30 protein-coding genes are annotated in these 25,161 nt (G+C 59.8%); 19 read left to right on the forward strand and 11 right to left on the reverse strand.

Features of this window, described 5'->3' with window-relative positions; translation table 11 throughout:
• Positions 1–11: 11 nt before the first annotated feature.
• The 4 genes from AWU82_RS04575 (at position 12) to AWU82_RS04590 (ending at position 4,096) form a co-directional block, all read left to right on the forward strand.
• On the forward strand, positions 12–1,523 hold the full coding sequence (locus AWU82_RS04575) for a purine-cytosine permease family protein (RefSeq protein WP_064383219.1): 1,512 nt from the start codon (positions 12–14) through the stop codon (positions 1,521–1,523).
• A gap of 93 nt (positions 1,524–1,616) precedes the next feature.
• On the forward strand, positions 1,617–2,993 hold the full coding sequence (locus tag AWU82_RS04580; protein ID WP_064383217.1) for a sodium:solute symporter family protein: 1,377 nt from the start codon (positions 1,617–1,619) through the stop codon (positions 2,991–2,993).
• A gap of 84 nt (positions 2,994–3,077) precedes the next feature.
• Positions 3,078–3,803 carry an MBL fold metallo-hydrolase gene (locus tag AWU82_RS04585; protein WP_064383215.1) on the forward strand — a complete coding sequence of 242 codons (726 nt, stop codon included), beginning with the start codon at positions 3,078–3,080 and terminating at the stop codon, positions 3,801–3,803.
• 44 nt (positions 3,804–3,847) lie between these two features.
• Complete coding sequence (locus AWU82_RS04590; RefSeq protein ID WP_039772540.1) at positions 3,848–4,096, forward strand: phosphopantetheine-containing protein; 249 nt, start codon at positions 3,848–3,850, stop codon at positions 4,094–4,096.
• A 731-nt stretch (positions 4,097–4,827) separates the two neighbouring features.
• Here the strand turns inward: AWU82_RS04590 and AWU82_RS29320 are convergent.
• Entirely contained in the window at positions 4,828–4,956 is a 129-nt protein-coding gene (locus AWU82_RS29320; RefSeq protein WP_003184145.1) for a PA1414 family protein, read from the reverse strand.
• A 142-nt stretch (positions 4,957–5,098) separates the two neighbouring features.
• Complete coding sequence (gene ptrR, locus AWU82_RS04595) at positions 5,099–5,992, reverse strand: putrescine utilization regulator PtrR (protein ID WP_064383213.1); 894 nt, start codon at positions 5,990–5,992, stop codon at positions 5,099–5,101.
• A 104-nt stretch (positions 5,993–6,096) separates the two neighbouring features.
• On the opposite strand from ptrR, the gene AWU82_RS04600 reads away from it, so the two are divergent.
• On the forward strand, positions 6,097–7,278 hold the full coding sequence (locus tag AWU82_RS04600; RefSeq protein WP_064383211.1) for an MFS transporter: 1,182 nt from the start codon (positions 6,097–6,099) through the stop codon (positions 7,276–7,278).
• On the opposite strand, the gene AWU82_RS04605 is transcribed toward AWU82_RS04600, so the two are convergent.
• The 3 genes from AWU82_RS04605 to AWU82_RS04615 form a co-directional block, all read right to left on the reverse strand.
• On the reverse strand, positions 7,223–8,155 hold the full coding sequence (locus AWU82_RS04605) for a DMT family transporter (RefSeq protein WP_064383209.1): 933 nt from the start codon (positions 8,153–8,155) through the stop codon (positions 7,223–7,225). The genes AWU82_RS04600 and AWU82_RS04605 overlap by 56 nt on opposite strands.
• Positions 8,156–8,453: 298 nt before the next feature.
• Positions 8,454–8,858: a DUF2177 family protein gene (locus AWU82_RS04610; protein WP_064383207.1), complete on the reverse strand. Its 405-nt coding sequence runs from the start codon at positions 8,856–8,858 to the stop codon at positions 8,454–8,456.
• 45 nt (positions 8,859–8,903) lie between these two features.
• Positions 8,904–9,740 (reverse strand): CvfB family protein, encoded by an 837-nt coding sequence (locus tag AWU82_RS04615; protein WP_064383204.1) that lies wholly within the window; start codon positions 9,738–9,740, stop codon positions 8,904–8,906.
• A 351-nt stretch (positions 9,741–10,091) separates the two neighbouring features.
• On the opposite strand from AWU82_RS04615, the gene AWU82_RS04620 reads away from it, so the two are divergent.
• The 3 genes from AWU82_RS04620 (at position 10,092) to AWU82_RS04630 (ending at position 12,159) form a co-directional block, all read left to right on the forward strand.
• Positions 10,092–10,280: a PFL_1563 family small protein gene (locus AWU82_RS04620; RefSeq protein ID WP_016985943.1), complete on the forward strand. Its 189-nt coding sequence runs from the start codon at positions 10,092–10,094 to the stop codon at positions 10,278–10,280.
• A gap of 215 nt (positions 10,281–10,495) precedes the next feature.
• Positions 10,496–11,212, forward strand: a complete 717-nt coding sequence (locus AWU82_RS04625; RefSeq protein WP_190241537.1) for a TorF family putative porin — start codon at positions 10,496–10,498, stop codon at positions 11,210–11,212.
• Positions 11,213–11,289: 77 nt separating this feature from the next.
• Positions 11,290–12,159 (forward strand): DUF6279 family lipoprotein, encoded by an 870-nt coding sequence (locus AWU82_RS04630; RefSeq protein WP_064383199.1) that lies wholly within the window; start codon positions 11,290–11,292, stop codon positions 12,157–12,159.
• 61 nt (positions 12,160–12,220) lie between these two features.
• On the opposite strand, the gene AWU82_RS04635 is transcribed toward AWU82_RS04630, so the two are convergent.
• On the reverse strand, positions 12,221–12,613 hold the full coding sequence (locus tag AWU82_RS04635) for a hypothetical protein (RefSeq protein WP_064383197.1): 393 nt from the start codon (positions 12,611–12,613) through the stop codon (positions 12,221–12,223).
• Positions 12,614–12,790: 177 nt separating this feature from the next.
• Here AWU82_RS04635 and AWU82_RS04640 point away from each other — a divergent pair, with 177 nt between their 5' ends.
• From AWU82_RS04640 to AWU82_RS04665, 6 genes are all read left to right on the forward strand, one after another.
• Positions 12,791–13,525: a DUF899 domain-containing protein gene (locus AWU82_RS04640; protein ID WP_064383196.1), complete on the forward strand. Its 735-nt coding sequence runs from the start codon at positions 12,791–12,793 to the stop codon at positions 13,523–13,525.
• 113 nt (positions 13,526–13,638) lie between these two features.
• Positions 13,639–13,809: a YhfG family protein gene (locus AWU82_RS04645; protein WP_007956564.1), complete on the forward strand. Its 171-nt coding sequence runs from the start codon at positions 13,639–13,641 to the stop codon at positions 13,807–13,809.
• Positions 13,806–14,141: a hypothetical protein gene (locus AWU82_RS04650; protein ID WP_084777054.1), complete on the forward strand. Its 336-nt coding sequence runs from the start codon at positions 13,806–13,808 to the stop codon at positions 14,139–14,141. Before AWU82_RS04645 ends, AWU82_RS04650 begins: the two co-directional genes overlap by 4 nt.
• A 96-nt stretch (positions 14,142–14,237) precedes the next feature.
• Positions 14,238–14,513 carry a hypothetical protein gene (locus AWU82_RS04655; protein ID WP_011332969.1) on the forward strand — a complete coding sequence of 92 codons (276 nt, stop codon included), beginning with the start codon at positions 14,238–14,240 and terminating at the stop codon, positions 14,511–14,513.
• Positions 14,514–14,762: 249 nt separating this feature from the next.
• The gene (locus tag AWU82_RS04660) at positions 14,763–15,362 is read left to right on the forward strand and encodes a papain-like cysteine protease family protein (protein WP_064383194.1); all 600 of its coding nucleotides are present in this window, start codon (positions 14,763–14,765) and stop codon (positions 15,360–15,362) included.
• Entirely contained in the window at positions 15,359–15,958 is a 600-nt protein-coding gene (locus tag AWU82_RS04665) for a hypothetical protein (protein WP_064383191.1), read from the forward strand. Before AWU82_RS04660 ends, AWU82_RS04665 begins: the two co-directional genes overlap by 4 nt.
• 62 nt (positions 15,959–16,020) lie before the next feature.
• Here AWU82_RS04665 and AWU82_RS04670 read toward each other — a convergent pair whose 3' ends face one another.
• Positions 16,021–17,361, reverse strand: coding sequence for a DEAD/DEAH box helicase (locus tag AWU82_RS04670; RefSeq protein ID WP_011332966.1), 1,341 nt, complete (start codon positions 17,359–17,361; stop codon positions 16,021–16,023).
• 191 nt (positions 17,362–17,552) lie between these two features.
• Here AWU82_RS04670 and AWU82_RS04675 point away from each other — a divergent pair, with 191 nt between their 5' ends.
• Positions 17,553–18,851 carry a mechanosensitive ion channel family protein gene (locus AWU82_RS04675; protein ID WP_011332965.1) on the forward strand — a complete coding sequence of 433 codons (1,299 nt, stop codon included), beginning with the start codon at positions 17,553–17,555 and terminating at the stop codon, positions 18,849–18,851.
• 63 nt (positions 18,852–18,914) lie between these two features.
• On the opposite strand, the gene AWU82_RS04680 is transcribed toward AWU82_RS04675, so the two are convergent.
• Positions 18,915–19,556, reverse strand: a complete 642-nt coding sequence (locus AWU82_RS04680) for a hydrolase (RefSeq protein WP_007956548.1) — start codon at positions 19,554–19,556, stop codon at positions 18,915–18,917.
• 169 nt (positions 19,557–19,725) lie between these two features.
• On the opposite strand from AWU82_RS04680, the gene AWU82_RS04685 reads away from it, so the two are divergent.
• A complete protein-coding gene (locus AWU82_RS04685; RefSeq protein ID WP_064383190.1) occupies positions 19,726–20,631 on the forward strand; it encodes a LysR family transcriptional regulator in 906 nt (301 codons plus the stop codon).
• On the opposite strand, the gene AWU82_RS04690 is transcribed toward AWU82_RS04685, so the two are convergent.
• From AWU82_RS04690 to AWU82_RS04700, 3 genes are all read right to left on the reverse strand, one after another.
• Positions 20,576–21,457 (reverse strand): carboxylate/amino acid/amine transporter, encoded by an 882-nt coding sequence (locus tag AWU82_RS04690; protein WP_064383188.1) that lies wholly within the window; start codon positions 21,455–21,457, stop codon positions 20,576–20,578. The two genes, AWU82_RS04685 and AWU82_RS04690, sit on opposite strands and share 56 nt — an antisense overlap.
• 212 nt (positions 21,458–21,669) lie before the next feature.
• Positions 21,670–22,269 carry an FMN-dependent NADH-azoreductase gene (locus AWU82_RS04695; protein WP_064383187.1) on the reverse strand — a complete coding sequence of 200 codons (600 nt, stop codon included), beginning with the start codon at positions 22,267–22,269 and terminating at the stop codon, positions 21,670–21,672.
• 159 nt (positions 22,270–22,428) lie between these two features.
• Positions 22,429–22,743 (reverse strand): hypothetical protein, encoded by a 315-nt coding sequence (locus AWU82_RS04700; RefSeq protein WP_064383185.1) that lies wholly within the window; start codon positions 22,741–22,743, stop codon positions 22,429–22,431.
• Positions 22,744–22,792: 49 nt separating this feature from the next.
• On the opposite strand from AWU82_RS04700, the gene AWU82_RS04705 reads away from it, so the two are divergent.
• From AWU82_RS04705 to AWU82_RS04715, 3 genes are read left to right on the forward strand one after another with little or no spacing between them, the layout of a single operon-like run.
• On the forward strand, positions 22,793–23,716 hold the full coding sequence (locus AWU82_RS04705) for a PA3225 family LysR-type transcriptional regulator (RefSeq protein WP_011332960.1): 924 nt from the start codon (positions 22,793–22,795) through the stop codon (positions 23,714–23,716).
• Between the two features lie 14 nt (positions 23,717–23,730).
• Positions 23,731–24,534 carry an alpha/beta fold hydrolase gene (locus tag AWU82_RS04710; RefSeq protein WP_064383183.1) on the forward strand — a complete coding sequence of 268 codons (804 nt, stop codon included), beginning with the start codon at positions 23,731–23,733 and terminating at the stop codon, positions 24,532–24,534.
• Between the two features lie 3 nt (positions 24,535–24,537).
• On the forward strand, positions 24,538–25,101 hold the full coding sequence (locus AWU82_RS04715) for a peptidylprolyl isomerase (protein ID WP_064383181.1): 564 nt from the start codon (positions 24,538–24,540) through the stop codon (positions 25,099–25,101).
• The last annotated feature ends 60 nt before the right edge of the window (positions 25,102–25,161 follow it).

Here is a 25,161-nt window from a genome sequence, read left to right on the forward strand (position 1 = left end):
CGGAGCAGATCATGAATAACAACAACAACGACCAAAGCCTTACGCAGATTGAAACCCACGGGGTCGAACAGATCCCGGACAACGAACGCACCGCCGGTCCCGTGGACTTGTTCCGCATGATCTTTGGCGGCGCGAATACCTTTGCCACCGCCGTGCTCGGCAGTTTCCCGGTGCTGTTCGGCCTGTCCTTTCAGGCGGGCGTCTGGGCGATTGTCTCGGGCGTGCTGCTTGGCTCGCTGATCCTCGCACCGATGGGCCTGTTCGGTCCGCTCAACGGCACCAACAATGCCGTGTCGTCCGGTGCGCACTTCGGCGTGCACGGGCGGATCGTCGGTTCGTTCCTGTCACTGCTGACCGCCATCGCCTTCTTCTCGCTCTCGGTGTGGAGTTCGGGAGATGCGCTGATCGGTGGTGCGAAACGCCTGATCGGCCTGCCGGAAACCGACCTGACCCTGGGCCTGGCCTACGGTCTGTTCGCGATTCTGGTGCTGACCGTGTGCATCTACGGCTTCCGCTTCCTGCTGTGGGTGAACAAGGTCGCGGTGTGGAGCGCGAGCCTGCTGTTCCTGCTGGGCATCTTCGCCTTCGCCGGTCCTTTCGATTCGCACTACGCCGGTACCGTCAGCCTCGGCCAGCCGGGCTTCTGGGCCGCGTTCATCGGCGCCGCGCTGGTGGCCATGAGCAATCCGATTTCCTTCGGCGCGTTCCTCGGCGACTGGGCCCGCTACATCCCGCGTGAAACCTCGCGCAAGCGGATCATGGCGGCGGTGATTTTCTCGCAGATCGCTACCTTCATCCCGTTCCTGTTCGGCCTGACCACCGCCACCATCGTGGCGATCCAGGCGCCGGACTACATCGCGGCCAACAATTACGTCGGCGGTCTGCTGGCGGTGTCGCCGAGCTGGTTCTTCCTGCCGGTGTGCCTGATTGCGGTGATCGGCGGCATGTCCACCGGCACCACGTCGCTGTATGGCACCGGGCTGGACATGTCCAGCGTGTTCCCGCGTCTGCTGTCGCGAGTCAAGGCGACGTTGCTGATCGGCGTGCTGTCGATTGCCTTCATCTTCATCGGGCGCTTTGCGGCGAACCTGGTGCAGAGCGTGTCGACCTTCGCGGTGCTGATCATCACCTGCACCACCCCGTGGATGGTGATCATGATCATCGGCCTGGTGGTACGTCGCGGCTTCTACTGCCCGGACGACCTGCAAGTGTTCACGCGCGGCGAGCAAGGCGGACGCTACTGGTTCAGCCACGGCTGGAACTGGCGTGGCCTGGGCGCGTGGATCCCGAGCGCGGCGGTCGGCCTGTGCTTCGTCAACCTGCCGGGGCAGTTTGTCGGCCCGCTCGGTGAACTGGCCGGCGGCATCGACATCAGCCTGCTGGTGACCCTCGGTCTGGCCTCGGTGATGTACCTGATGCTGCTGAGCCTGTTCCCGGAACCGGCGCTGGTCTACGGCCCGAAGGATCCCCGCAGCAAAGGCGCGCATGCGCCGGCTGAAGCGGCGCTGCGTCAGGCTGCCTGATCAACCCTGTGGGAGCGGGCTTGCTCCCACAAGGGCAGCCTCATAGAACCAATTTTGTTTCACCATAAAAAAGACAATCGGAGACACGCCATCATGGCTTTGGATTTATTCGTCGTCCTCATCTACGCCGCCGGCATGCTCTTGCTCGGCTACTTCGGCATGCGCAAGGCCAAGACCAACGAGGACTTCCTGGTGGCCGGGCGTAACCTCGGGCCAAGCCTGTACATGGGCACCATGGCCGCGACCGTTCTCGGTGGCGCGTCCACCGTCGGCACCGTGCGTCTGGGCTACGTGCACGGCATTTCCGGTTTCTGGCTGTGCGCGGCACTGGGTTGCGGCATCGTGGCGCTGAACCTGTTCCTGGCCAAGCCGCTGCTGAAACTGAAGATCTACACCGTTACCCAAGTGCTGGAAAAACGCTACAACCCGATGGCCCGCTCGGCGAGCGCGGCAATCATGCTGGCCTATGCACTGATGATCGGCGTGACCTCGATCCTCGCCATCGGCACCGTGCTGCAAGTGCTGTTCGGCCTGCCGTTCTGGGTCTCGGTACTGCTCGGCGGTGGCGTGGTGGTGTACTCGGCCATCGGCGGCATGTGGTCGCTGACCCTGACCGACATCGTCCAGTTCATCATCAAGACCGTTGGCCTGATGTTCATCCTGTTGCCGATCTGCCTGTACCGTGTCGGCGGCTGGGACGAACTGGTGCTGAAGCTGCCGGCTGCGGCATTCAATTTCACCACCATCGGCTGGGACACGATCATTACCTACTTCATGATCTACTTCTTCGGCATTCTGATCGGTCAGGACATCTGGCAACGGGTGTTCACCGTCAAGAACGAAAAAGTGGCTCAGTACGCCGGTAGCTTCGCGGGCATCTACTGCATCCTTTACGGTCTGGCCTGCGCCCTGATCGGCATGGCTGCACACGTGTTGATCCCGGATCTGGACAACGTCAACAACGCCTTCGCCGCAATCGTCAAATTGTCGCTGCCGGACGGTATCCGTGGTCTGGTGATCGCCGCTGCCCTGGCCGCGATGATGTCCACCGCCAGCGCCGGCCTGCTCGCCGCCGCCACCACCCTGACCGAAGACCTGCTGCCGAAACTGCGTGGCGGCAAACAGTCGAGCCTGGGGGTGAACCGTCTGTTCACCCTGCTGACCGGTGTGGTGGTGCTGGGCATCGCGCTGGTGGTCAACGACGTGATCAGCGCCCTGACCCTCGCTTACAACCTGCTGGTGGGCGGCATGCTGATCCCGCTGATCGGTGCGATCTTCTGGAAACGCGCGACCACCGCCGGCGCCATCGCCAGCATGGGCCTGGGTTTCGCCACGGCACTGCTGTTCATGTTCAAGGACGGTCTGGATGCCAACACCCCGATCTACTACAGCCTGGCTGTGGGTCTGGTGAGTTTTGTGGTGGTCAGCCTGTTTTCCCGTCGCCCTGCCCCGGTGGCCAGCGCGGTCTAAGCTCGCTATAACGACTTGATGCTTTCTTCGGCGGGTGTGGCGTCGGTTGCCACACCCGTTTTTTTCGTCTGGAGAAAATGCTTGATGAAGATTGTTTCTCGCGATCAGTGGTTCGAAGTGCAGCACCTGAGCGACGGCATTCGGCTGATTCACGAGCCGTTCATCCGCCCGTTCTACCGCTGCAACCTGTGGCATGTTCAGGGGCGGGACAAGGATTTGCTGCTCGACAGCGGTTCCGGACTGGTCAGCCTGCGCGAGCAACTGCCGTGGCTGACCGAGCGGCCGCTGGTGGCAGTAGCCAGTCATTGCCATTTCGATCACATCGCCGGACATCACGAATTTGCCGAACGGCTGGTACATCCGGCCGAGGCGGACATTCTGGCGGCGCCGGATGGTGAGAATGATCTGAGCCGGGCCTTCGTCGGCGACGACATGTTCGAAGCGCACCCGGATTGCCCGTTGTGCTACGCCGAATACCGGGTCAAGGCGGCGCCGGCCACCGGGTTTGTCGAGGATGGCGATGTGCTGGACCTGGGCAACCGCACGTTGCAGGTGCTGCACACGCCGGGGCATTCACCGGGCGGGATCAGCCTCTACGAAGCGGCCAGCGAAACCCTGTTCAGCGGCGACATCATTTACGACGGGCCGTTGATCGAGGACGCCTACCATTCCAACCTCGACGACTACGCCGCCAGCCTGCGGCGCTTGCAGGGGTTGAAGATCCGCACGGTGCATGGCGGGCACTTCGGCAGTTTTTCCGGAGAGCACCTGCGCGGGATGATTGACGAATGGTTGCGCCGGCACGCTTGAGGCCTGCTGTACTTCAGTCAGATCAACCACAATAAAAATCTGCCATGAGAAGAGCTGCCGTGCGTGCTGCCGTGCACCGCTTCATCCTGCGCCTGCTGGAAAATCGTGAATTCGACGACCACACCAGCCTTGCGCAACTGGGGCTGGAAAAAGCGGATATCGAGGATCTGATCTTCCATCTGGAAGATGAATTCGGACTGACGGCCTTCACCGCCGAAGAGGATCGGATGCTCAAGACTGCGAAAACCGTGAATGACCTGAGCCGGTTTCTGATGGAAATCGGGCGTCACTGAAAACAAAAGATCGCACCCGACCGCCACTCCATGAAATTGCGATCGGTTGTCGTACGCTTTTTTCTTGCTGAGCGCTCAGGCGACCGCTCGTCGAAACTGATATTTCTGACAGTAGCTGCCGAGTACAAGCTGACTCTACCTTTCAGTCGTGGAAGCCTCTCACTGAGAGAGGTTTCCCACCACATAAACAAATTGAAAGGTGAAAAAGATGGCTACTGTACATCCGCCTGCTGGGACAGTCCCTGCCAAGCTCGAAATTGGAGACACTGTAACGATCAATGGGTCTATGGCTGAATCCAGTAATGGTGCTGTCAGTGTGTATGCTCCACATCCAGAAGGAACGAGGGACATGAAATTCTCGCGAAGTTCGCCAAACACGTTTTCTTTTATAGTCGAACACGTCTCGGGCAACGTAAGTTATTACGTAAGATTTGCTGCGGGCAGCCCCTATTTCCCCGAAGCACACCTGGGCAACGCCGACGTTCAGTATCCAGGCAACACCTGAGTGTGAATTCGCTCATCCGGTCTCATTACGGATGAGCGCTCTTTATTGCTTTTACCGCAAAGTTTCTGTGCGAGATTAATGGCAAATGGTCGCGTTGATACACTTTGATGAAGGCCGATCAACATCGGACTCATTGAAAAAAATCGCACCCGACCGCCACTCCATGGAGCGACGACCGGGTGCGATCTTTTGTCGTTTAAAACCTTTGACCCTTCAAAGCGGGGCATTACCGCCGACGTGGCTGACGCCGACGCTGTTCGTCATCGGTGCGAATCGGGACCGGTTGCAGAGGCGGTTCGATCAAGCCGAGGGCAACACCCAAATCGTGCAGCCAGTTTTGAATTTTCTCTTTCATCGTCATGCCCCCTTCAGGGTGGTGCTGAGCGTCCGGAATTCTGAGGCCGCTTCGCACTGATAATAGTCCGAAGTCCTACGTAATGCTCGGCCAAATCCGCAATGATCTGTTACTGAATTGATCCAAATCCCTGACCGTTCGTTCAAGCCGTTTCCTGCACGTCTTCGCCAGCCACGGGATAGAGCGCCTGCTGCTGTTCGATCCACGCATTGAGGTTGGCGCCGACCATGCCCCGGCGCCACATGAGCCATGTTGTCGCACTGGCAAAAGGCTCGGCCAGCGGATGCACCGCCACGCTTTCGCGACCCGGCAGGCTGGCGAGCATCGACTCCGACATCAGCGCCACGCCGCTGCCGGCAATCACGCAGGCGAGCATGCCCTGATAGGACTCGATCTCCATCGCCCGGCCCATTGCCGCCTGATAATGCGCGAACCACGCTTCCAGCCGCGCGCGATAGGCGCAGCCATGACGGAAGGTGAACACCGCCCGACCTTCGACATCCCTGGCGCTGCGTATCGGCGGGTGATCGGCCTCGCTGATCAGCACCAGCCGTTCATTGCACAGCGGCACCCCGTCGATCCCGGCCAGTTGCGGCGGGCCGTCCACCAGCGCCGCATCGAGGCGACCGGTGAGCAGGCCTTCAAGCAGTTCACCACTGGGCCCGGACTGCACCTGAAGATTCACCGCCGGATACTGCTTGTGATACCGCGCCAGCAGTGCCGGCAAATGGATCGCGGCGGTGCTGTACAGCGTGCCGAGCACGAAATCCCCCGCCGGTTGCCCGCCCATCACCGCCGCACTGGCCTGATCGCGCAAGGCGAACAGTTTGCCGGTGTAGTCCAGCAGGACTTTTCCCGCAGGCGACAACTGCAAACGCTGACGTTCACGGACGAACAGTTCAACACCCAGTTGCTCCTCCAGCTGTTTGAGCCGGGTCGACAGGTTCGACGGCACGCGATGCAGACGCTCGGCGGCACGGGTGATCGAGCCCTCCTCCGCCACGGCCTGGAAGATCCGCAATTGGCTGAATTCCACAACCTTTCTCCCGAACTGAACAAGTTACTCACTATTATTCAATTTTAAAGAAAGTCAATCAGTCCTAGCCTGACGGTCATTGAACCTCCAACGGAATTCAGACCATGTCCCCGCTGATTCGCTTATCCGCCTGTTTCATTGCCCTGATGATGGCCATGGGCATCGGGCGTTTCGCCCTCACCCCGCAACTGCCGCACCTGCTCAGCGAAGGCCAGATCGACCTGACCGCCGCCGGTCTGATTGCGGCGGCCAACTACCTCGGTTACCTGCTCGGCGCGGTGGATGCGATGTTTTCCCGCCGGCCCGATCAGGTGCAGCGGCGCCTGCACGGCGGCCTGTGGTTGTGTGTGCTGCTGACGCTGGCGTCGTTCTGGGCCAACGGTTTCTGGTCGCATTTGCTGCTGCGTTTCGGCACCGGTGTCGCGAGCGCCTGGGTGCTGGTGATGATTACTGCGCTGAGTCAGCCGCTGGCTGCGGCGGCGGGTCGTCCACGGTTGGGCGCGCTGGTGTTTGCCGGGCCGGGGTTGGGAATTTTTCTGACGGGGTTGCTGGCGCTGTTCTCACATCTGGCGCAGCAGACTTCCGCTACCTTGTGGCTGATCTATGCCGCCGCGGCACTGCTGATGTTGCTGGGGATCGTACGGATCCTGCCGCAACCGGGTGTCGGTGTGCCGGCCACTCCGACTGCCGTGAGTTCGTCGAATCGCGGCATTGGGCGTTTGGCGGTGGTGTATGCCTTGTATGGCGTGGGCTACATCATCCCGGCCACGTTCCTGTCGCAGATGGCCAACGCGCAGTTTCACGGACAGTGGCAGGCCGATCTGTTCTGGCCGTGCTTCGGCCTCGGCGCGGCAATCGGGGTTCTGCTGGTGAGTTTGCGTCGGCACGATCCGGAAACCACCCGGCACTGGCTGATGGCGACGTTATGGCTGCAAGCCGCCGGTGTGTTCGCTTGCCTGCTGGGCAGCGGCCTCGGCCTGGCACTCGGTGTGATCCTGTGCGGCACGCCGTTCCTGGCCTGCATGCAACTGGTGATGCAACGCTCCCGGGAACTGGCGCCCCACGCCACCCAGCGCAACGCCGGCCTGCTCACCGCGTGCTTCGCCGTCGGTCAGCTCAGCGGGCCGTTGCTGGCGGCGGTCAGCAGCCATTTCAGCGGTGGCCTGCAACCGGCGCTGGTGATCGCCGGCAGCGGCCTGCTGATTGCCGGCGGTCTGGCGTGCAAATCCGTTACGGCTGACCGAGGGCTTTGCGCAGGCGCCGACGCACCCACTGTTCCGCGCTGACGAAGGTGATGCCGAGTAACACCAGCACGGCGCCGATGATGAAGTTCAGGCTCAGTTCTTCGCCGAGCAACACCACACCAAACGTGACGCCGAACAACGGCGTCATGAAGGAAAACACCGCGAGGTTGGCCGCCAGATAACGGCGCAGCAGCCAGAACCAGGTCAGGTAACTGAAGAACGACACCACCAGTCCCTGGAACAGCACGCTGCCCACGGCTACGACGGTCAGGCTGACGTGGGTGATCTGGCCGCTGAGCAGCGCGATCAGCAACAGGCCGATGAAGCCGACGATCAGTTGATAGAACAGGGTCAGCGTCACCGGCGCTTCCGACAGACGCGAAGCGCGCACCACCACGGTGGTCGCGCCCCAACTGGCACCGGCCAGCACGCCGAGGGCATCGCCCATCAACATCCGGCGGTCGAGGTTGTCCCACGACACGCCGCCGGCAAACGCCACGGCGATCCCGACGAATGCCATGAAGATCCCCAACCATTGCACCGGCCGCAAGCGCTCACTCGGCAACAGGAAATGCACGCCCAGCGCGGTGAAAATAGGCGCGGTGTAGAGGAACACCGACATGTGCGCCGCCGTGGTCAACTGCAAGCCTTCGGAGATGAACAGGAACTCCAGACCGAACAAGGCACCGGCCAGCAAGCCGCCGCGCCAAGTGTTGCCGACCTGATCCCAACCGCCCTTCCAGCAGATGAGCAACCCTACCAGCAACGCGGAAATTCCCGACCGCCCCGCCGCCTGCATTACCGGCGCAATGTCGGTCGCCGCCCACTTGATCATCACCTGCTGCACGCCCCAGATCAGGCACAGGCCGATCATCACTTGCAGGGCGAACCCGTCGGCACTGCGCCGACTGACGCTCACCTCGACACCTCGAACACACACGACATGGCAGCTTTTCCAATGGTCAAACAAAGCCCCGGCTCTTTGTCCGGGGCGAAAAAAAATAGTGAGGGGATTATTAACCAGTCAGCTCGAAAAAGCCGTCTGGAAAAGACATTTGATTCTCATGGAGCGTCAGAGCTGAATGGCTGACGGCTGCGCCGTCAATCGCTGGCAAGCCAGCTCCCACAAAGTCCTTGTCGTGCTCAGGTTTGCAGAAACTCCATATCACTTGTGGGAGCTGGCTTGCCAGCGATGGCGTCAGTTCAGGCGACCGAAATCAACGGACTGACCTACCAACCCGGCTGGTCACAAAAAATCCGACCGCACAGGCCAGCGCCGTGGCAAACGTCCCCCAGGCCCAATCCATCAGCGACACCTGTGCTGACCAGCCGCGCAAGGTCGCCCAGTTGGTCAGGTCATAAGTGCCATAAGCGACCAGCCCGAGCAGCGCTCCAAAACGAGCGGCGCGTTGCCAGGTCAGCGACGGCAACACCACAAACACCACGCAGCCGAAAACGTACAGGCAATAAAAAACCGCTGCCGGCACCAGCAACGGTTTTTCAAGCATCAACGAACCGAGCAGTTCGCGATAGGTCGGCGCCATCAACACGCCGAGCCAGAGCCCGTCGAGCAAAAGAAACGCCAGCAATGTGGCAACGTAGGCAATCAGCGCTTTTTTCATCTGCCCGACCTCAAGTAAGCCCATGCAACATGGGCCACGTCAGGCTCAGGTTAGTTCAATGCGATCGGCGTGAATGACAATCTGGCCGTTCTTGTACAACGAACCGATAGCCTTCTTGAAGTTGCCCTTGCTGACACCGAACAGGCTGCTGATCAGTGCCGGATCGCTCTTGTCGCTGACGGCCAGGGTGCCATCGTTTTCGCGCAACTTGGCGAGGATCTTCGAGTTCAGGCTGCTGGCCGCTTCCTGCCCTACCGGTTGCAGGCTCAGGCTGATCTTGCCGTCGGCGCGCACTTCCTTGATAAAGCCTTTCTCGCGCATGCCGGCCCGCATGAACTTGAAGATTTCATTCTTGTGAATCAAACCCCAGTGCTTGTTGTTGATGATCGCCTTGAAGCCCATGTCGGTGGCTTCGGCAACCAGCAGATCGACTTCCTGGCCCGCGCTGTAGTTGGCCGGGGTCTTGTCCAGATAACGATCCAGACGCGCGGTGGCGGTGATGCGGCGGGTGTGCTTGTCGAGGTAGACATGCACCACGCAGTACTCGCCGGCAGTCATCTGGCGTTTTTCTTCGGAGTAAGGCAGCAGCAGATCCTTCGGCAGGCCCCAATCGAGGAACACGCCGATGCTGTTGACTTCAACAACTTTCAAACTGGCAAATTCACCGACCTGAACTTTTGGTTTTTCAGTGGTGGCAATAAGTTTGTCATCGCTGTCCAGATAAATGAAAACATTGAGCCAGTCTTCATCTTCGCTGGGAATATCTTTGGGGATATAACGGTTGGGCAAAAGAATTTCGCCGTCCGCACCGCCGTCCAGATATAAACCGAAGTTAGTGTGTTTAACCACTTGCAAACTGTTGTAACGCCCGACTAAAGCCATTTCCAATACCCTCATTGCGTGGGCGGCATTCTACCCGGTTTTGCCGTGCTGGTTGGCCGTCCGATCGGCCGGCCGCGCGAAAATCTGTGGGAAGCCTTGATTTTCCTGGATTTCGCGTTGGATGGGCGCCGCTCGTCAGGCCAGCGTGATGGCTTTCACGCGCTCCCGACACCGCCGAACATCATGGAATCGCCTAAATGTTGTTAGTTAAAACAGCAGGTTAGCGAGATATTTCGAATAATTAATCGAGAATAATCCACCTGCAAGCCGGGTTATTCCGGGGGATATTTACCAAGCAATTGTCAAGTTATTCCTGTACGATGCCTGGCCGAGTTACTTTTCTATAGGTTAATGGCCGCCATGCGTGTAAAAGCATCCACCAGCAAAGCAAAGCCAGCTCCAGCCGTTGAAACCAGCGAATCGATCAACGATCAGATCGCGGCATTCCTCAAGTCCGGCGGCGAGATTCAGCAAATTGCCAAGGGCGTCAGCGGCCAGACGTTCGGCCCGTCCAAGCAGATCAGCCTGGGCAAGAAGTAACACCCCGCAGCACACCTGTCCAAAGGCGCTTTGAGCTTCGAAGCGTCTGGACCGGATCCCTCGCAAGACCTCTCTCGCGTTTAATCAAACATTCAAAACCGCAGAAATTGACGAACGGCCCTCGATGCCGATCATTCGCCGGTATCCTTGCACGCGTCTGGATCAAGCGTTTCAGCAGGTTTACCAGCCTTCGCTCGCTATTCAAGGAGTGACGCATGCTCAAACCCTTCTGTTTATTACTTGTAGGCCTGCTGGCGAGCCCAGCGGCGCATGCGCCGATTTTCCAGCTTGAGCTCGGCGACTTCGACCTCAAACTCGTCACCACGCCCATCCGCAGCATGGCCCAAGGGCTGGTCAAGCCTTCGGCGGTCGGTTCGTTCCACGGCGGCCTGGACCTGAGCCACGACAGCGGCCTGTATGTCGGCCAGTACGCACCGAGCATGGGTCTCACGCCGGGGAAGAATCTCGAAATCGATTCCTACGTCGGCTTTAAACAACCTTTCGATCAAACCCTCGGCTACGAAGTCGGGATGATCCATTACAGCTATCCCAAGGTCGACACCCTCGACAGCCAGGAACTGTTCGGTGGCCTGACCCTGCTCGGCAGCCGGATCGGCATCGCCCTGAGCAACGATCCCGATAAACAGAACAACACCCTGTTTGCCGACCTGGGCGGCAATCAGCCGTTCGGCATAGGGATCAGCATGAAATACACCACCCATCAGCTCAACACGCCGGTCTCGGTGGACGGCGGTTATGTGAGCAGTTTTACCGATTGGTCGGTGAAACTTTCCCGGCCGTTCATGGGCATCGATCTTGACCTGATCTACAGCAATTCGAGCCTCAGCGGCAGCGATTGCTCGGCCTATTCCGGGCATAACAGTCAGTGCGACGGACTGGTCACACTCAAGGCCGAACGCCCGTTCTTTTGATTGGCTGAACTGCCGGGCCCCTCCTGTGTTCAGATGAGAATCAGACCCTCAAGGCTGGCTTTCGCAAGGATTCGCCCATGTCTAGCTGGTTCCAACGCCTCGCCGTTCTACTGATCCTGACCCTCGCCCTCGGCGCTTGCAGCCGCGTCGGCCTGGCCTATCGCAATCTCGATGTGATCATTCCGTGGACGCTCAGCGACTACCTGGACATGAACGGCGAGCAGAAAGGCTGGTTCAACGAACGCCTCAGGGAACACCTGAGCTGGCACTGCACCACACAGTTACCGGGTTATCTGGACTGGCTCGATCGCCTTCAAACCATGGTCGAGACCAATCAGGTCACCGACGCCGCACTTCAGGCCCGCACCGCAGAGGCCAAGCAGGCAATCGCCGAAACCGCCCGGGAAATCACCCCGTCGGCGATTGAATTGCTGCAAGGCCTGGATGATCGGCAGGTCGCTGAAATGAACGACGCCTTTGCCAAAGACCTGCAAAAGCGCGAGCAGGAATACCTCAAGCCTCCGCTGTCGCAGCAGATTGCCGAACGTGGCGCGCGCATGGACAAGCGTCTCAACGATTGGCTCGGCCCGTTGAGCGCGAAGCAGGAACAGCGGGTGATGGCCTGGTCGACCGCTCTGGGCGATCAGAACACCCAGTGGATTGCCAACCGTGCTCACTGGCAGAAGCAGTTCAGCGCGGCGGTGGCGCAACGCAAAAGTCCTGAATTCCCACAGCGGATCGAGACGCTTCTGGTCAATCGCGAACGTTTATGGACAGCGGATTACCAAAAGGCCTACGCCAATACCGAAGCGCAGGCCCGTTCGCTGTTCGTTGATCTAATGGCTGACAGCACCCCGCAGCAACGCCAGCGCCTGTTGAAAAAGATTGAGGGGGTGCGCAAGGATTTCAATGACTTGAAGTGCCTGAAGGCCGCACAAAAAAGCTGAGATCACTGAAAAACCCATGTGGGAGCGAGCAAAATCGCTCCCACATTTTTTGTGCAAAGCCTCAGGCTATCTGCGCTTTGGAGGCCACCTCATCGAATGTCAGCTCATCCAGCGCATCTTCCTGCTCATCGAGCACCTGACGCGGATGATCGTTGCCGGGAATGCTGCTGTCGATCAGGCTCAACAGGCTGGAGCCACGCGGGGTCAGGCTGAAGTTGTTGCCGGTACTGCCCTCGTCTTCGCCACGGGGCTGAATGTAACCGCGCAACAACAGCAATTGCTCATAGTCGCAGGCCAGCGTTTTCAGGTGATCCAGATTCTCGATCGCCTCGCCCGCCGCCGCTTTCTCCGCCGCATAGTCTTCGGCGAATGACCGTGGCGCGAAGCTGTGGCCCGCGCCGTTCTGCACTTCATGCAGCAGGCGCTCAATCAAATCCCAGTTATAAGTCGTCATCCTGATTCAACCTCCGGTGCGCGTGATTTTTTGGCGCGTTCACAGGTTGTGACCGGAGCGTGGCGTCACCGTTCAGGATTATTCGGCGCCCCGACCGACCGGCGGTCTGTCGATTTCCCGAGTGGTTGAACGACTAGTCTGAGACAGACGGTTTCAACCCCCGCAGGAGAAATCATCATGAACGTTGAGAATCATCCGGTGGTGTCGCGCGAAGCATGGCTCGCCGCCCGCAAGCAGCATCTGGCCGATGAAAAAGCCTTCACCAGGGAACGCGACCGCCTCAGCGCCAAACGCCGCGCCCTGCCCTGGGTGAAGGTCGACGAGGATTACCGCTTCATGGGACCGAACGGCGAATTGAAACTCGTCGATCTGTTCGGTAACCACAGCCAACTCGTCGTTTACCACTTCATGTTTGCCAAGGGCTGGGAGGAAGGCTGCCCGGGCTGTTCATTCCTCAGCGACCACATCGACGGCGCCAACCTGCACCTGGCCCATCACGACATTGCGCTGGTGGCGGTGTCCCACGCACCGTTCGCCGAATTCCAGGCGTTCAAGCGCCGGATGGGCTGGAAATTCAAATGGGTGTCGTCCAACGGTTGCGATTTCAACTACGACTTTGGCGTGTGCGCCCGCGCTGAGGATGTCGAAGCAGGCAAGGCTACGTACAACTACGAAAAGACCGACAGCGCCGAGGAAGAAATGCCGGGGCTGAGCGTGTTTTATCGCGCCGACAACGGCGACATTTTCCACACCTACTCAACGTACGCCCGAGGTCTGGACATGCTGGTCGGTGCGTACAACTTTCTCGACCTTACGCCCAAGGGCCGGAACGAGGACGAGATCATGGAATGGGTGCGGCATCATGATCGCTACGACGGCGCCGCAAAATCCAGTTGCTGCCGTGATGGGTAGCCCGTCAGCGTGGACGGGTTCAATGGTGCCGCAGGATGTGCGATGCTAGGTCGAACGAGCCGACACGGCTTCGTTCGACTATAATTGGCACATTCCCGCATCAAGAGGCCGATATGGAAAAGCTGAGTCTGCAAACCAAGAAAGCCTGGTTCGCGAAGCAACGCAGAGCCAATTTCGCGGCCAGCCTGCGCCTGGAAGGCTTTGTTCCATCTCCCACTGATGGCGATATCAAACTTCCCACAAGGGCCGCTGCTTTGAGAGCGGTCCAGCTCTTGAAAGCTTGAGCAACGATAAATACGGTTCTGACCAAGCCCCGGATTGTTATCCGGGCACTGATGTTCTTGTCAATTTGCTCGACTTGCGCAATGCCGAAGACCTAGATGAAGCAGAACGCTACATCAATGAAGTCGCCTCTGCGCGTTTGGAATTCATTCCTCCTCCCTACAGCCTTGCAACTTTAAAACGAGTGCACCGCACCTTGTTTGAAGCGATCTATCCATGCGATCAAGACGAATGGATCAAGGCGTGTATTCACTCCTACCACGGTGATGACGATCTTCTTGTCGATGTATTCAACCGATGCATAGGCATTTCAATTGCCGACGTCGACATTTGACAAAGGCATCACCCCAACGCTAGTCGCAGTGAACTTTTCGCTGGCCAAAACCCTCAACCGGGTAACCCGCCTTAACCGGAACTGAGGCCTGCCCCCATGAAAAACCTGCTCAAGCTCACCCTCGCCGCCACGCTTGCCTGCGCCCTGCCCGTCTGGGCCTGTACGCCGGAAGAAGCCACCGCCAAACGCGAGCAACTGGCCAAGGAAGTCGCGAAGCTCACTGAGCAAAACCCGACCAAGGCCAAGGAGATCAATGCCGAGTTGCAGAAAATGGATCTGGGTACGGCCTCCGCCGATCTGCCGGACAAATGCCAGTTGATTGATCAGCGCTTGAAGGAACTGGGTTCGGCCGAGAAGAAAACCGAGGGATAGCACCCGCGCAGACAACGGCAGGCTTTGGCATCGATCAGGCTGGATCGATACCAGAGCCTGCTTTCTTTTGTCCGGAAACTTGCATTAGTGCATTTTGTTATTTGCACAAATGCATATTCACACCTAGGGTTACCCCGAGCCTGATCGGAACCGGCCATCGGAGATGGCAACCCTTTAGCACTGATCGCTCGGCAATACCGTTATCCCGCAAACGCGGAACGTTTGTTTTCATTCATGGAGGATTGAAAAATGTTAACCACTGAAACAACGGCATTCACCGGCAACACCCTGCCCGAATGTCTGATCGGCCATCTGCTCGACCCGCAACTGGTCGAGGTCGAAGCGGCTGCACAAAACCGTGCCTTGGCGGCCGCCAGCCTGAACTTCACCATGCAGCAACAGACCCAGACCAACTGGTGCTGGGCTGCGGCTTCCGCCTCGGTCGGCAATTATTACGGCACCGGGTCGTGGACCCAATGCGCCGTTGCCAGCGCCGCGCTGGATCGCAACTGCTGCAATCAACCGGGGCCGTGCAACGTGTATGGCTATCTCGACGTTGCGCTGAAAATCACCCGCAGTTTCAACGGCATGAATTCGGGCTCGCTGCAAATGTCGGCCATCCAGAACCAGATCAACATGGGTCGCCCCGTCGGCCTGCGCTGTGCCTGGTACGGCGGCGGAGCGCACTTTCTGGCGATCTACGGCACCAACGGCAATTACGTGCTGGTCGCGGATTCGATTTACGGCTATTCGACCCGCGCGCTGAATTCCTTCCCCGGTTCCTACAACGGTGGCGGCAACTGGACCCACACTTACTTCACGGCGAAAAACCAGGGGGCGGCATCATGAAACTGACTTATCCAAAAGCGCCTTCCAACGGCGTACAGACCTTGCGTCCGGCCCTGCAGGCCGCGTTGCAGACCCAGGGCTTCGGCGTCAATCGCCAGTTCGCCAGTGCTGCGCCTGCCGGGATCAGCCTAAGCGAGGCCTATCGCGGCTACTCGCTCAGTCTGGACGACCTGAGCCAGGGCAAAGGCCTGAAAAACGCCCGAGTGGGTGACTGGCATTACCTGGTGTTTTCCGGCGGGGTATCGATTGCCGATGCGCAATTGGCCGAAGTACGCGGTCACGTCGAGTTCGCCTCGTTGAACCACGGCAACCTGGCGAGCGCCACGGTCGATGCGCTGAAACTGGCGGAGCAATCGCCGCAACTGAAAGGCAAAACCGTTGAGCTGCGGATGCTGTTTGTGTCGGCGCTGCACCTTGTGGCGATCTGGCTGCACGCGGCGGGTGAAGACGTGCTGATCCCGATCGAGCCAACCCCCAAGGAACTGGCACTGACCGGGCTGTACAGCGAGGCCGCCCTGTTCGCACAGCTCAAACCGGCAGCCGATCAGGCCAAGCGGCGTTTTGATGCCGACACCACTGGCCTGCTGGGCAGTTGATAAACGCTGGCAATAAAAAACCCGGACCATGTCCGGGTTTTTCTTTGCCTGCCTGAAACGGCTTATTCCGCCGCTGGCGCTGCCGGTTTGCGGCGTTTCAGCGGGGCCATGCCATCGCTGCTCACCAGAGCGTCCGGCTTCGGACGGTTGGCGCTCTTGCGTTTGGTCGGGGTCTTGGCGGCGGTTTTCTTCTTGTCGCCCTTGGCATCGGTCTTTTTCTTCTTCACGCCGACAGCCTTGCCCGAGGCCTTGACCTTTTTCGGTCCGCCGTAGGTGCCTTTGACTTCCTTGATGGTGCGGCGCTCGAAGCTCTGCTTCAGATAACGCTCGATGCTCGACATCAGGTTCCAGTCGCCGTGGCAGATCAGCGAGATCGCCAGACCGTCGTTGCCGGCACGGCCGGTACGACCGATGCGGTGCACGTATTCGTCGCCGCTGCGCGGCATGTCGAAGTTGATCACCAGATCCAGGCCGTCAACGTCCAGACCACGGGCCGCCACGTCGGTGGCCACCAGGATCTTCACGCCGCCCTGCTTCAGACGGTCGATCGCCAGCTTGCGATCCTTCTGGTCTTTCTCGCCGTGCAGCACGAACGCCTTGTATTCCTGGGCGACGAGGCGACCGTAGATGCGGTCGGCCATGGCCCGGGTATTGGTGAAGACGATGGCCTTCTGATAGGTCTCGTTGGCCAGCAGCCAGTTGACGATCTGTTCTTTGTGCTGGTTGTGGTCGGCGGTGATGATCTGCTGACGGGTGGTGTCGTTCAGTTGGCTGACCGCATTGAGCTGCAGGTGCTCAGGGTTGTTCAGCACCTTGGCGATCATCTCGCGCAGGCCGGAACCACCAGTGGTGGCGGAAAACAGCATGGTCTGCTGACGGTTCGGGCATTCGTCGACCAGACGCTGCACGTCTTCGGCGAAACCCATGTCGAGCATGCGGTCGGCTTCGTCGAGCACCAGCACTTCGACTTCTTTCAGGTCGAGGTTGCCGGCGTTCAGTTGCTCGATCATCCGGCCCGGGGTACCGATCAGGATGTCCGGCACCTTGCGCAGCATGGCGGCCTGGACCTTGAAGTCTTCACCGCCGGTGATCAGGCCGGACTTGATGAAAGTGAACTGCGAAAAGCGCTCGACTTCCTTCAGGGTCTGCTGGGCCAGCTCGCGGGTCGGCAGCAGGATCAGGGTCTTGATGCTGACGCGAACCTTGGCCGGGCCGATCAGGCGGTTGAGGATCGGCAGGACGAAAGCGGCGGTCTTGCCGCTACCGGTTTGCGCCGTCACCCGCAGGTCACGCCCCTGAAGCGCCAGCGGAATGGCCGCGGCTTGCACAGGCGTTGGCTCGACAAATTTCAGCTCGGCCACGGCTTTGAGCAGGCGTTCGTGCAGGGCGAATTGGGAAAACACGGGTGCTACCTCGAAGATATGCAAAAAATCAGCTGCATAGGTTACCGGTTTCGAGCGCTCAGGCCGAGTTTCTTTGTGAAATCCGCCGTAATCAGTGGCTTTTTTGTTGCTCGATTTGTCTCCAACGGTAATACACAGCGTCTTAAATGCTCTAATCGCCCGTCGCGTCTTACAGAAGAATCGTTTCACTCATGGATTTCAAACAGCTCTGGCTCAATGCCCAAGACCTCTGGGGTGCCCTCGAACAGCACCCGCTCCTGCACGCCGGCCTGGCACTGCTCCTGTTATTGGTGATCGCGCTGGTACTCGGACGAGTGGCGCGTTATCTGATCCTGCATGCCAGCCGCATGCTCGGTCGCCAGCCCGCGTTGCACTGGATCAACGACTTTCGCCATAACAAGGTATTTCAGCGTCTGGCGCAGATGACGCCATCGCTGGTGATCCAGTTCGGCCTGCACCTGGTGCCGGAACTGAGCAAGACCGCCACGGTGTTCCTCGGCAACGTGGCGCTGGCGTTCACCATTCTGTTCCTGTTGCTGTCGGTCAGCGCCCTGCTCAATGCGCTGCTGGACATCTACGCCCGCACCGAACACGCCCGCACCCGCTCGATCAAGGGGTATGTGCAACTGGCGAAAATGGTCCTGTACGTGTTCGGCGCGATCATCATCGTCGCCACCCTGATCGACCGTTCGCCGCTGTTGCTGCTGTCGGGTCTGGGTGCGATGTCGGCGGTGATCCTGTTGGTCTACAAGGACACCCTGCTGTCGTTCGTCGCCAGCGTGCAACTGACCAGCAACGACATGCTGCGGGTCGGCGACTGGATCGAAATGCCGCAGGTCGGCGCCGATGGCGACGTGGTCGACATCACCCTGCACACGGTCAAGGTGCAGAACTTCGACAAGACCATCGTTTCCATCCCGACCTGGCGCCTGATGTCCGAGTCGTTCAGAAACTGGCGCGGCATGCAGCAGTCCGGCGGGCGGCGGATCAAGCGCAGCCTGTTCATCGACGCCAGCGGTGTGCGCTTCATCCGCGACGACGAAGAAGAAAAACTCTCCCAGGTGCACCTGCTGACCGCTTACATGGGGCGCAAGAAAGCCGAGCTCAAGGCCTGGAACGAAGCCCAGGGCAACGTCGCGGCGATGTCGGCCAACCGCCGGCGCATGACCAACATCGGCACCTTCCGCGCCTATGCCTTGGCTTACCTGAAGAGCCATCCGGAAATCCAGCCGAACATGACCTGCATGGTCCGCCAGATGCAAACCACCGCCCAGGGCATTCCGCTGGAAATCTACTGCTTTACCACGACCACGGTGTGGGCCGATTACGAGCGGATCCAGGGGGATATTTTCGATTACCTGCTGGCGGTGCTGCCGGAGTTTGGGTTGAGCCTGTATCAGCAGCCGAGCGGTGGGGATTTGCGGTCGGGGTTGTTGCCGGCAGTCCTTGGCGCGAGCCACATTCCAGAAGCCGAAAAACATCTGATGTAGCGCTTTCTTCAAATGCAAAAAAAGACGCAACCTTGGTTGCGTCTTTTTTTTCCCGCCGATTTATCAGGCCTGCCGCTGCGGTGCCTTGTGCACCATGGTGTAGGCGTAGTCGACGCCCATGCCGTATGCGCCGCTGTGTTCCAGCACCAGGTCCATCACTGCCTGATAAGTGTCTTTGTGCGCCCAGTCACGCTGGTACTCGAGCAGCACTTGCTGCCAGGTCACCGGCACCGCGCCGGCCTGAATCATCCGCTGTACCGACATGTCATGGGCTTCCTTGGTGGTGCCGCCGGACGCGTCGGTGACGATGTACACCTCGTAGCCTTCAGCCAGGGCTTCCAGAGCCGGGAAGGTCAGGCAAACCTCGGTCCACAGCGCGGCGATAATCAGCTTTTTGCGCCCGGTGGCCTTCACGGCGTCAACCAGCGCCTTGTCTTCCCAGGAGTTCATCGAGGTGCGCTCGATCGGTTTCTGCTCAGGGTGTACTGCCAGCAATTCCGGCCAGATGTAGCCGCTGAAGCTTTCGGTTTCGACCGAGGTGTAAATGGTCGGCACGTTGAAGATCTTGGCAGCCTTGGCCAGGCCAACGGTGTTGTTCTTCAGGGTCTGACGGTCAATCGACTGTACGCCGAAAGCCATTTGCGGCTGGTGGTCGATCAGGATCAGGGCGGAGTTGGTTGGGTTCAGCAGTTCACGGATAGACATGGCGCGTTCCTTTTGATGTCGATTCAAAGTTTCGATTGGGTATTGGTGAGTCGAGGCGTTTTGCCGTCTGCGGCGTTGTTGTCTCGGCTTGGATGTCACTTTAGGGGCTAGCCGATAAAGGGACAATTCCCTAAAATCGAGAATCATTGATTCTAAAATAGGGACAATCATGGATCGCATCGAATGCATGCGCGCCTTCGTGGTGACGGTCGGCGAGAACGGCTTCGCGGCCGCCGCCCGTGCCATGGACGTGCCACGCTCGAAAGTCAGCAAACAGATTCAGGCGCTGGAAGAAGCCATCGGCGTGCAACTGCTGCAACGCACCACCCGCAGCCTGCACCTGACCGAGGCCGGTGCCGAGTATTTCGAAGCGGCGCGGGAAGTGATTGCGGCGCTGGACGAGGCCGAGCAGCGAGCTCGGGACGGAGTTGGCGAATTGCGCGGGGTGTTGCGGGTGAACGCACCGATGTCGTTCGGCCTGCGGCGGCTGGGCAAGCTGATTCCGCTGTTCAATGAGCAACACCCGAACATCGAACTGCAACTGGTGCTCAGCGACCAGCAGGTCGATCCGGTGCGCGGCGGCTTCGACGTGACCATCCGCATCGCCAGCCTGCCCGACTCGACCATGATCGCCCGGCAACTGGCGCCCGCCCCACGAATCATGGTCGCCTCCTCCGCTTACCTCGAACGCGCAGGCACGCCGCAGACCCCGCAGGATCTGCGCTCACATCAATGCTTGAACTACGGCTATCTGCAGAGCGGCGTCAGCCTGCAACTGTGCAACGGCAAAGAAACGCAGCGGGTCAACGTGACCGGGCCGCTGCACGCCAACAACGGCGACTTGCTGGCGCAAGCGGCCGAGGCCGGCATGGGCATTGCGCTGCTGCCGGACTTCATCGTCGAAGAGGCACTGGCGGCCGGGCGGCTGGTGCCGGTGCTGTGCGAATGGCAGGCGCCGGCGATCACCATCAACGCGGTGTATTCGTCAGCGCGACGAGTGCCGCAGAAGACTCGGGCGTTTATCGCGTTTCTGGTGGAGCAATTGGCGCCGACTGGCGAATCCCCAACCGGCTGATCCACACCGCCGCCAGAATCACGCAGCCACCGAGGAACAACCGCCCGAGCTCCTCGTGCTGATTCCAGATCAGCAGGTTCAGCAGCAACCCAACCGGTACATGCAGGTTGTTCATCACCGCCAGGGTGCCGCCGTTGACCAGGCAAGCACCCTTGTTCCACCAGTACAAACCGAGTGCGGTGGAGACCAGACCAAGGAACACCAGCACACCCCATTGCAGCGGCGCTTCCGGCAGGAAGTTGGATTTACCGAACAGCAGGAACGCCGGCAGCGCCACCGCGAGTGCGCCGAGGTAGAAGAAACCGAAACGACGGTAATGCGGCAGATCGCTCGGGTGTTTCGCCACCAGATGCTTGTACAGCACCTGCCCGGCGGCGTAGGTGAAGTTGGCCAGTTGCAGCAGCAAAAAGCCCATGAAGAAGTCCGGGTTGATCCGGTCGTAGCGAATCACCGCCGCGCCTGCGACCGCCACCAGTGCCGCGATCAGCGCCCACGGGTTGAAGCGTCGGTTGAGCGCGTCTTCGATCAGCGTCACGTGCAGCGGCGTGAGGATAGTGAACAGCAGCACTTCCGGCACCGTCAGCACCCGGAAGCTCAAATACAGGCAGACGTAAGTCACGCCGAACTGCAACGCGCCGATCAGCAGCATGCCGCGCATGAACGCCGGTTCCACCGAGCGCCAGCGGGTCAGCGGAATGAACACCAGCCCGGCCAGTACCACACGCACCAGCACCGCGAAGTAGCTGTCGACATGACCGGCCAGGTATTCGCCGATCAGACTGAAGGAAAACGCCTGGATCAGCGTGACAAAAAGTAGATAGCCCATGCTCGCCTCGATTTCGAATGGCGGCGACGATAGCGTTTTTTGCCGGCCATCGCTAAATCCCGGGCAAAAAAAAGCCCGATCTCGCTAAAGCGTTCAATCGGGCTACAGCACTCAGGAGCAACAAGTGCAAAGGGAGGTTCGATGCGCGTAGAGCCTTGAAGGGGTTGCGCCAGGTCACTAGAACAATCGGCGATTATCTGGCGATTAACATATCAGGCGACCTGGGACAGTTTGGCGTTGGCCTGGTTGAGGCCTTTCTCCTGGAAGTCGCCGCCCAGGTTCATGCCTTCGGCGTGGATGAAGGTCACGTCATTAATGCCGATGAAGCCCATCACCTGACGCAGGTACGGTTCCTGATGATCCGCCGGGCCGCCGGCGTAGATGCCGCCGCGAGCGGTCAGCACGTAGGCACGCTTGCCGCTGAGCAGGCCTTGCGGGCCGGTTTCGGTGTACTTGAAGGTCACGCCGGCACGCAAGACGTGGTCGAGCCAGGCTTTCAGGGTGCTCGGGATGGCGAAGTTGTACATCGGCGCAGCCATCACCAGCACGTCGGCGGCCAGCAATTCATCGGTCAATTCGTTGGAACGGTCCAGCGAGGCCTGCTCGCTGTCGTTGCGCTGCTCGGCGGACTTCATCCAGCCGCCCAGCAGGTTGATGTCCAGGTGCGGCACCGGGTTCACGGCGAGGTCACGTACGGTGATCTGATCGGCCGGATGCGCCGCTTTCCATTGACCGATAAAGGTCTGGGTCAGTTGACGGGAAACCGAGTCTTGCTGGCGGGCGCTGCTTTCGATGATCAGAACGCGGGACATGTTGTGTAGCCTCCATCCGAGAATGTTGTAAGTCGATGGAGTGAAGGTTAAACAGTGCCGTATCGATGAAAAAGCGCAAATAATTGCTGCAAAGCATCGAAAAATTCGTTTAGATGCAAGCCGCAGCCTGTGGAAGCCCGCTCCCACAGGCCCATGACGCTATTTCGGGGTGCAGCTCAGCTTGATGCGCAGCTTGATGATGGTCCGGGTGAACTTGGCCGTGGCGTTCTTATGCTTACCCGCAGCCACTTCGATGTTGCGGGTACGCGGCGCTTCCGGGCCGTTGGTGAACACCACCTTGCAGGTCGCGTCGACGTCGCCGTAGTTGTTGACCTGGATGGAGCCGATGTCGTTATCGGTGTCAAACGCGTTGTAGTCGATCTTCAGGCCGTTGAGATCTTTCTCCACATCGATCGGGTACGCGAACGCAGTCAGCGGAAGCAGCACCAGCAACACACAACAGAATTTTTTCATTCGGCAGTCTCCATGAGGGACCGCCAGCTTAGGACAAGAGGAGCTATTGATGAAAGCGCCCCGCGTGACCCTTGATCAATGGCGAACGTTGCAGGCCGTGGTCGACCACGGCGGATTCGCCCAGGCCGCCGAGGCCCTGCACCGTTCGCAATCGTCGGTGAGCTACACCGTCGCCCGCATGCAGGATCAGCTCGGCGTGCCGCTGTTGCGCATCGACGGTCGCAAGGCTGTACTGACCGAAGCCGGCGGCGTGCTGCTGCGCCGCTCGCGACAGCTGGTGAAACAGGCCAGCCAGCTGGAAGACCTTGCCCATCACATGGAGCAGGGTTGGGAAGCCGAAGTGCGGTTGGTGGTGGACGCCGCCTACCCCAGCGCCCGTATCGTGCGCGCATTGACCGCTTTCATGCCGCAGAGCCGTGGCTGCCGGGTGCGTCTGCGTGAGGAAGTGCTGTCGGGCGTCGAAGAAGTGCTGCTTGAAGGTGTGGCCGATCTGGCCATCACCGGCCTGAGCATTCCCGGTTACCTCGGCGCGGAATTGAGCGATGTCGAATTTGTCGCCGTCGCCCATCCTGACCATGCGCTGCACCGGCTCAACCGCGAGCTGAGCTTTCAGGACCTGGAAACCCAGATGCAAGTGGTGATCCGCGACTCCGGCCGCCAGCAACCCCGGGACGTCGGCTGGCTCGGCGCCGAGCAGCGCTGGACCGTCGGCAGCCTCGCCACGGCCGCGACGTTCGTCAGCAGCGGCCTGGGATTCGCCTGGCTGCCACGCCACATGATCGAGCGGGAACTGAAAGACGGCTCGCTCAAGCTGCTACCGTTGGACAGAGGCGGCAATCGCAACTCCAGTTTCTATCTGTATTCGAACAAGGACAAACCCTTGGGCCCAGCCACGCAAATCCTGATCGAACTGCTGCGCACCTTCGACACCCTGCCGCTGGACGCACCGTTCGCCGCCCCCGAACAAGCCTGACACGGAGTTCACCGATGGCGTATTTCGAGCATGAAGGTTGCAACCTGCACTACGAGGAATATGGCCACGGCGTTCCGTTGCTGCTGGTTCACGGTCTGGGCTCCAGCACCCTGGACTGGGAAATGCAGATCCCGGTACTGGCCGCGCATTACCGGGTGATCGTCCCGGACGTGCGCGGTCACGGTCGCTCCGACAAGCCCCGCGAGCGCTACAGCATCGCCGGCTTCAGCGCCGACATCGTTGCCCTGATCGAACACCTGAAGCTTGGCCCGGTGCACTACGTCGGGCTGTCCATGGGCGGCATGATCGGCTTCCAGTTCGCTGTCGATCAGCCCCGGATGCTCAAGAGCCTGACCATCGTCAACAGTGCCCCCGAGGTCAAGTTGCGCAGCCGCGACGATTACTGGCAGTGGTTCAAGCGCTGGAGCCTGATGCGCCTGCTCAGCCTCGCCACCATCGGCAAGGCCCTTGGCGCCAGGCTGTTCCCCAAACCGGAGCAGGCGGATTTGTGCCAGAAGATGGCAGAGCGCTGGGCAAAAAACGACAAACGTGCTTATCTCGCCAGCTTCGATGCGATTGTTGGCTGGGGGGTTCAGGAACACCTTTCCCGGGTCACCTGTCCAACCCTCGTCGTCAGCGCCGACCGGGACTACACCCCCGTTTCGCTGAAAGAAACCTATGTCAGACTGCTGCCCGATGCGCGGCTGGTGGTGATCGCCGATTCACGCCACGCCACCCCGCTCGACCAGCCCGAACGCTTCAATCAAACGCTGCTGGAGTTCCTCGCCACAGCCGATAATCACCCTCAGGATCACTGACCCATGCTGAAAAAACTCGCCCTCGCCGCCGGCACCGTGCTGTTCGCCGCCAACCTGATGGCTGCCACGCCGGCGAAAGCGCCGCACGTGCTGCTGGACACTACCAACGGCCAGATCGAAATCGAACTGGACCCGGTCAAGGCGCCGATCAGTACCAAGAACTTCCTCGAGTACGTCGACAGCGGTTTCTACAACAACACCATTTTCCACCGCGTGATCCCGGGTTTCATGGCCCAGGGCGGCGGCTTCACCCAGCAGATGCAACAGAAAGACACCAAGGCCCCGATCAAGAACGAGGCCAGCAACGGCCTGCATAACGTTCGCGGCACCCTGTCGATGGCCCGTACCTCCAACCCGGACTCGGCAACCAGCCAGTTCTTCATCAACGTGGCCGACAACGCCTTCCTCGATCCGGGCCGTGACGCCGGTTACGCGGTGTTCGCCAAAGTGGTCAAGGGCATGGACGTGGTCGACATCATCGTCAACTCCCAGACCACCACCAAACAGGGCATGCAAAACGTGCCGATCGACCCTGTGATCATCAAGTCGGCCAAGCGCATCGACTAAGCTTTACAGGGCATATCGAGCGGCGCTGGCTGATGTCACGCCGCTCACACTGATAAAAGG

The organism is Pseudomonas glycinae, from assembly GCF_001594225.2.
GTDB lineage: Bacteria > Pseudomonadota > Gammaproteobacteria > Pseudomonadales > Pseudomonadaceae > Aquipseudomonas > Aquipseudomonas glycinae.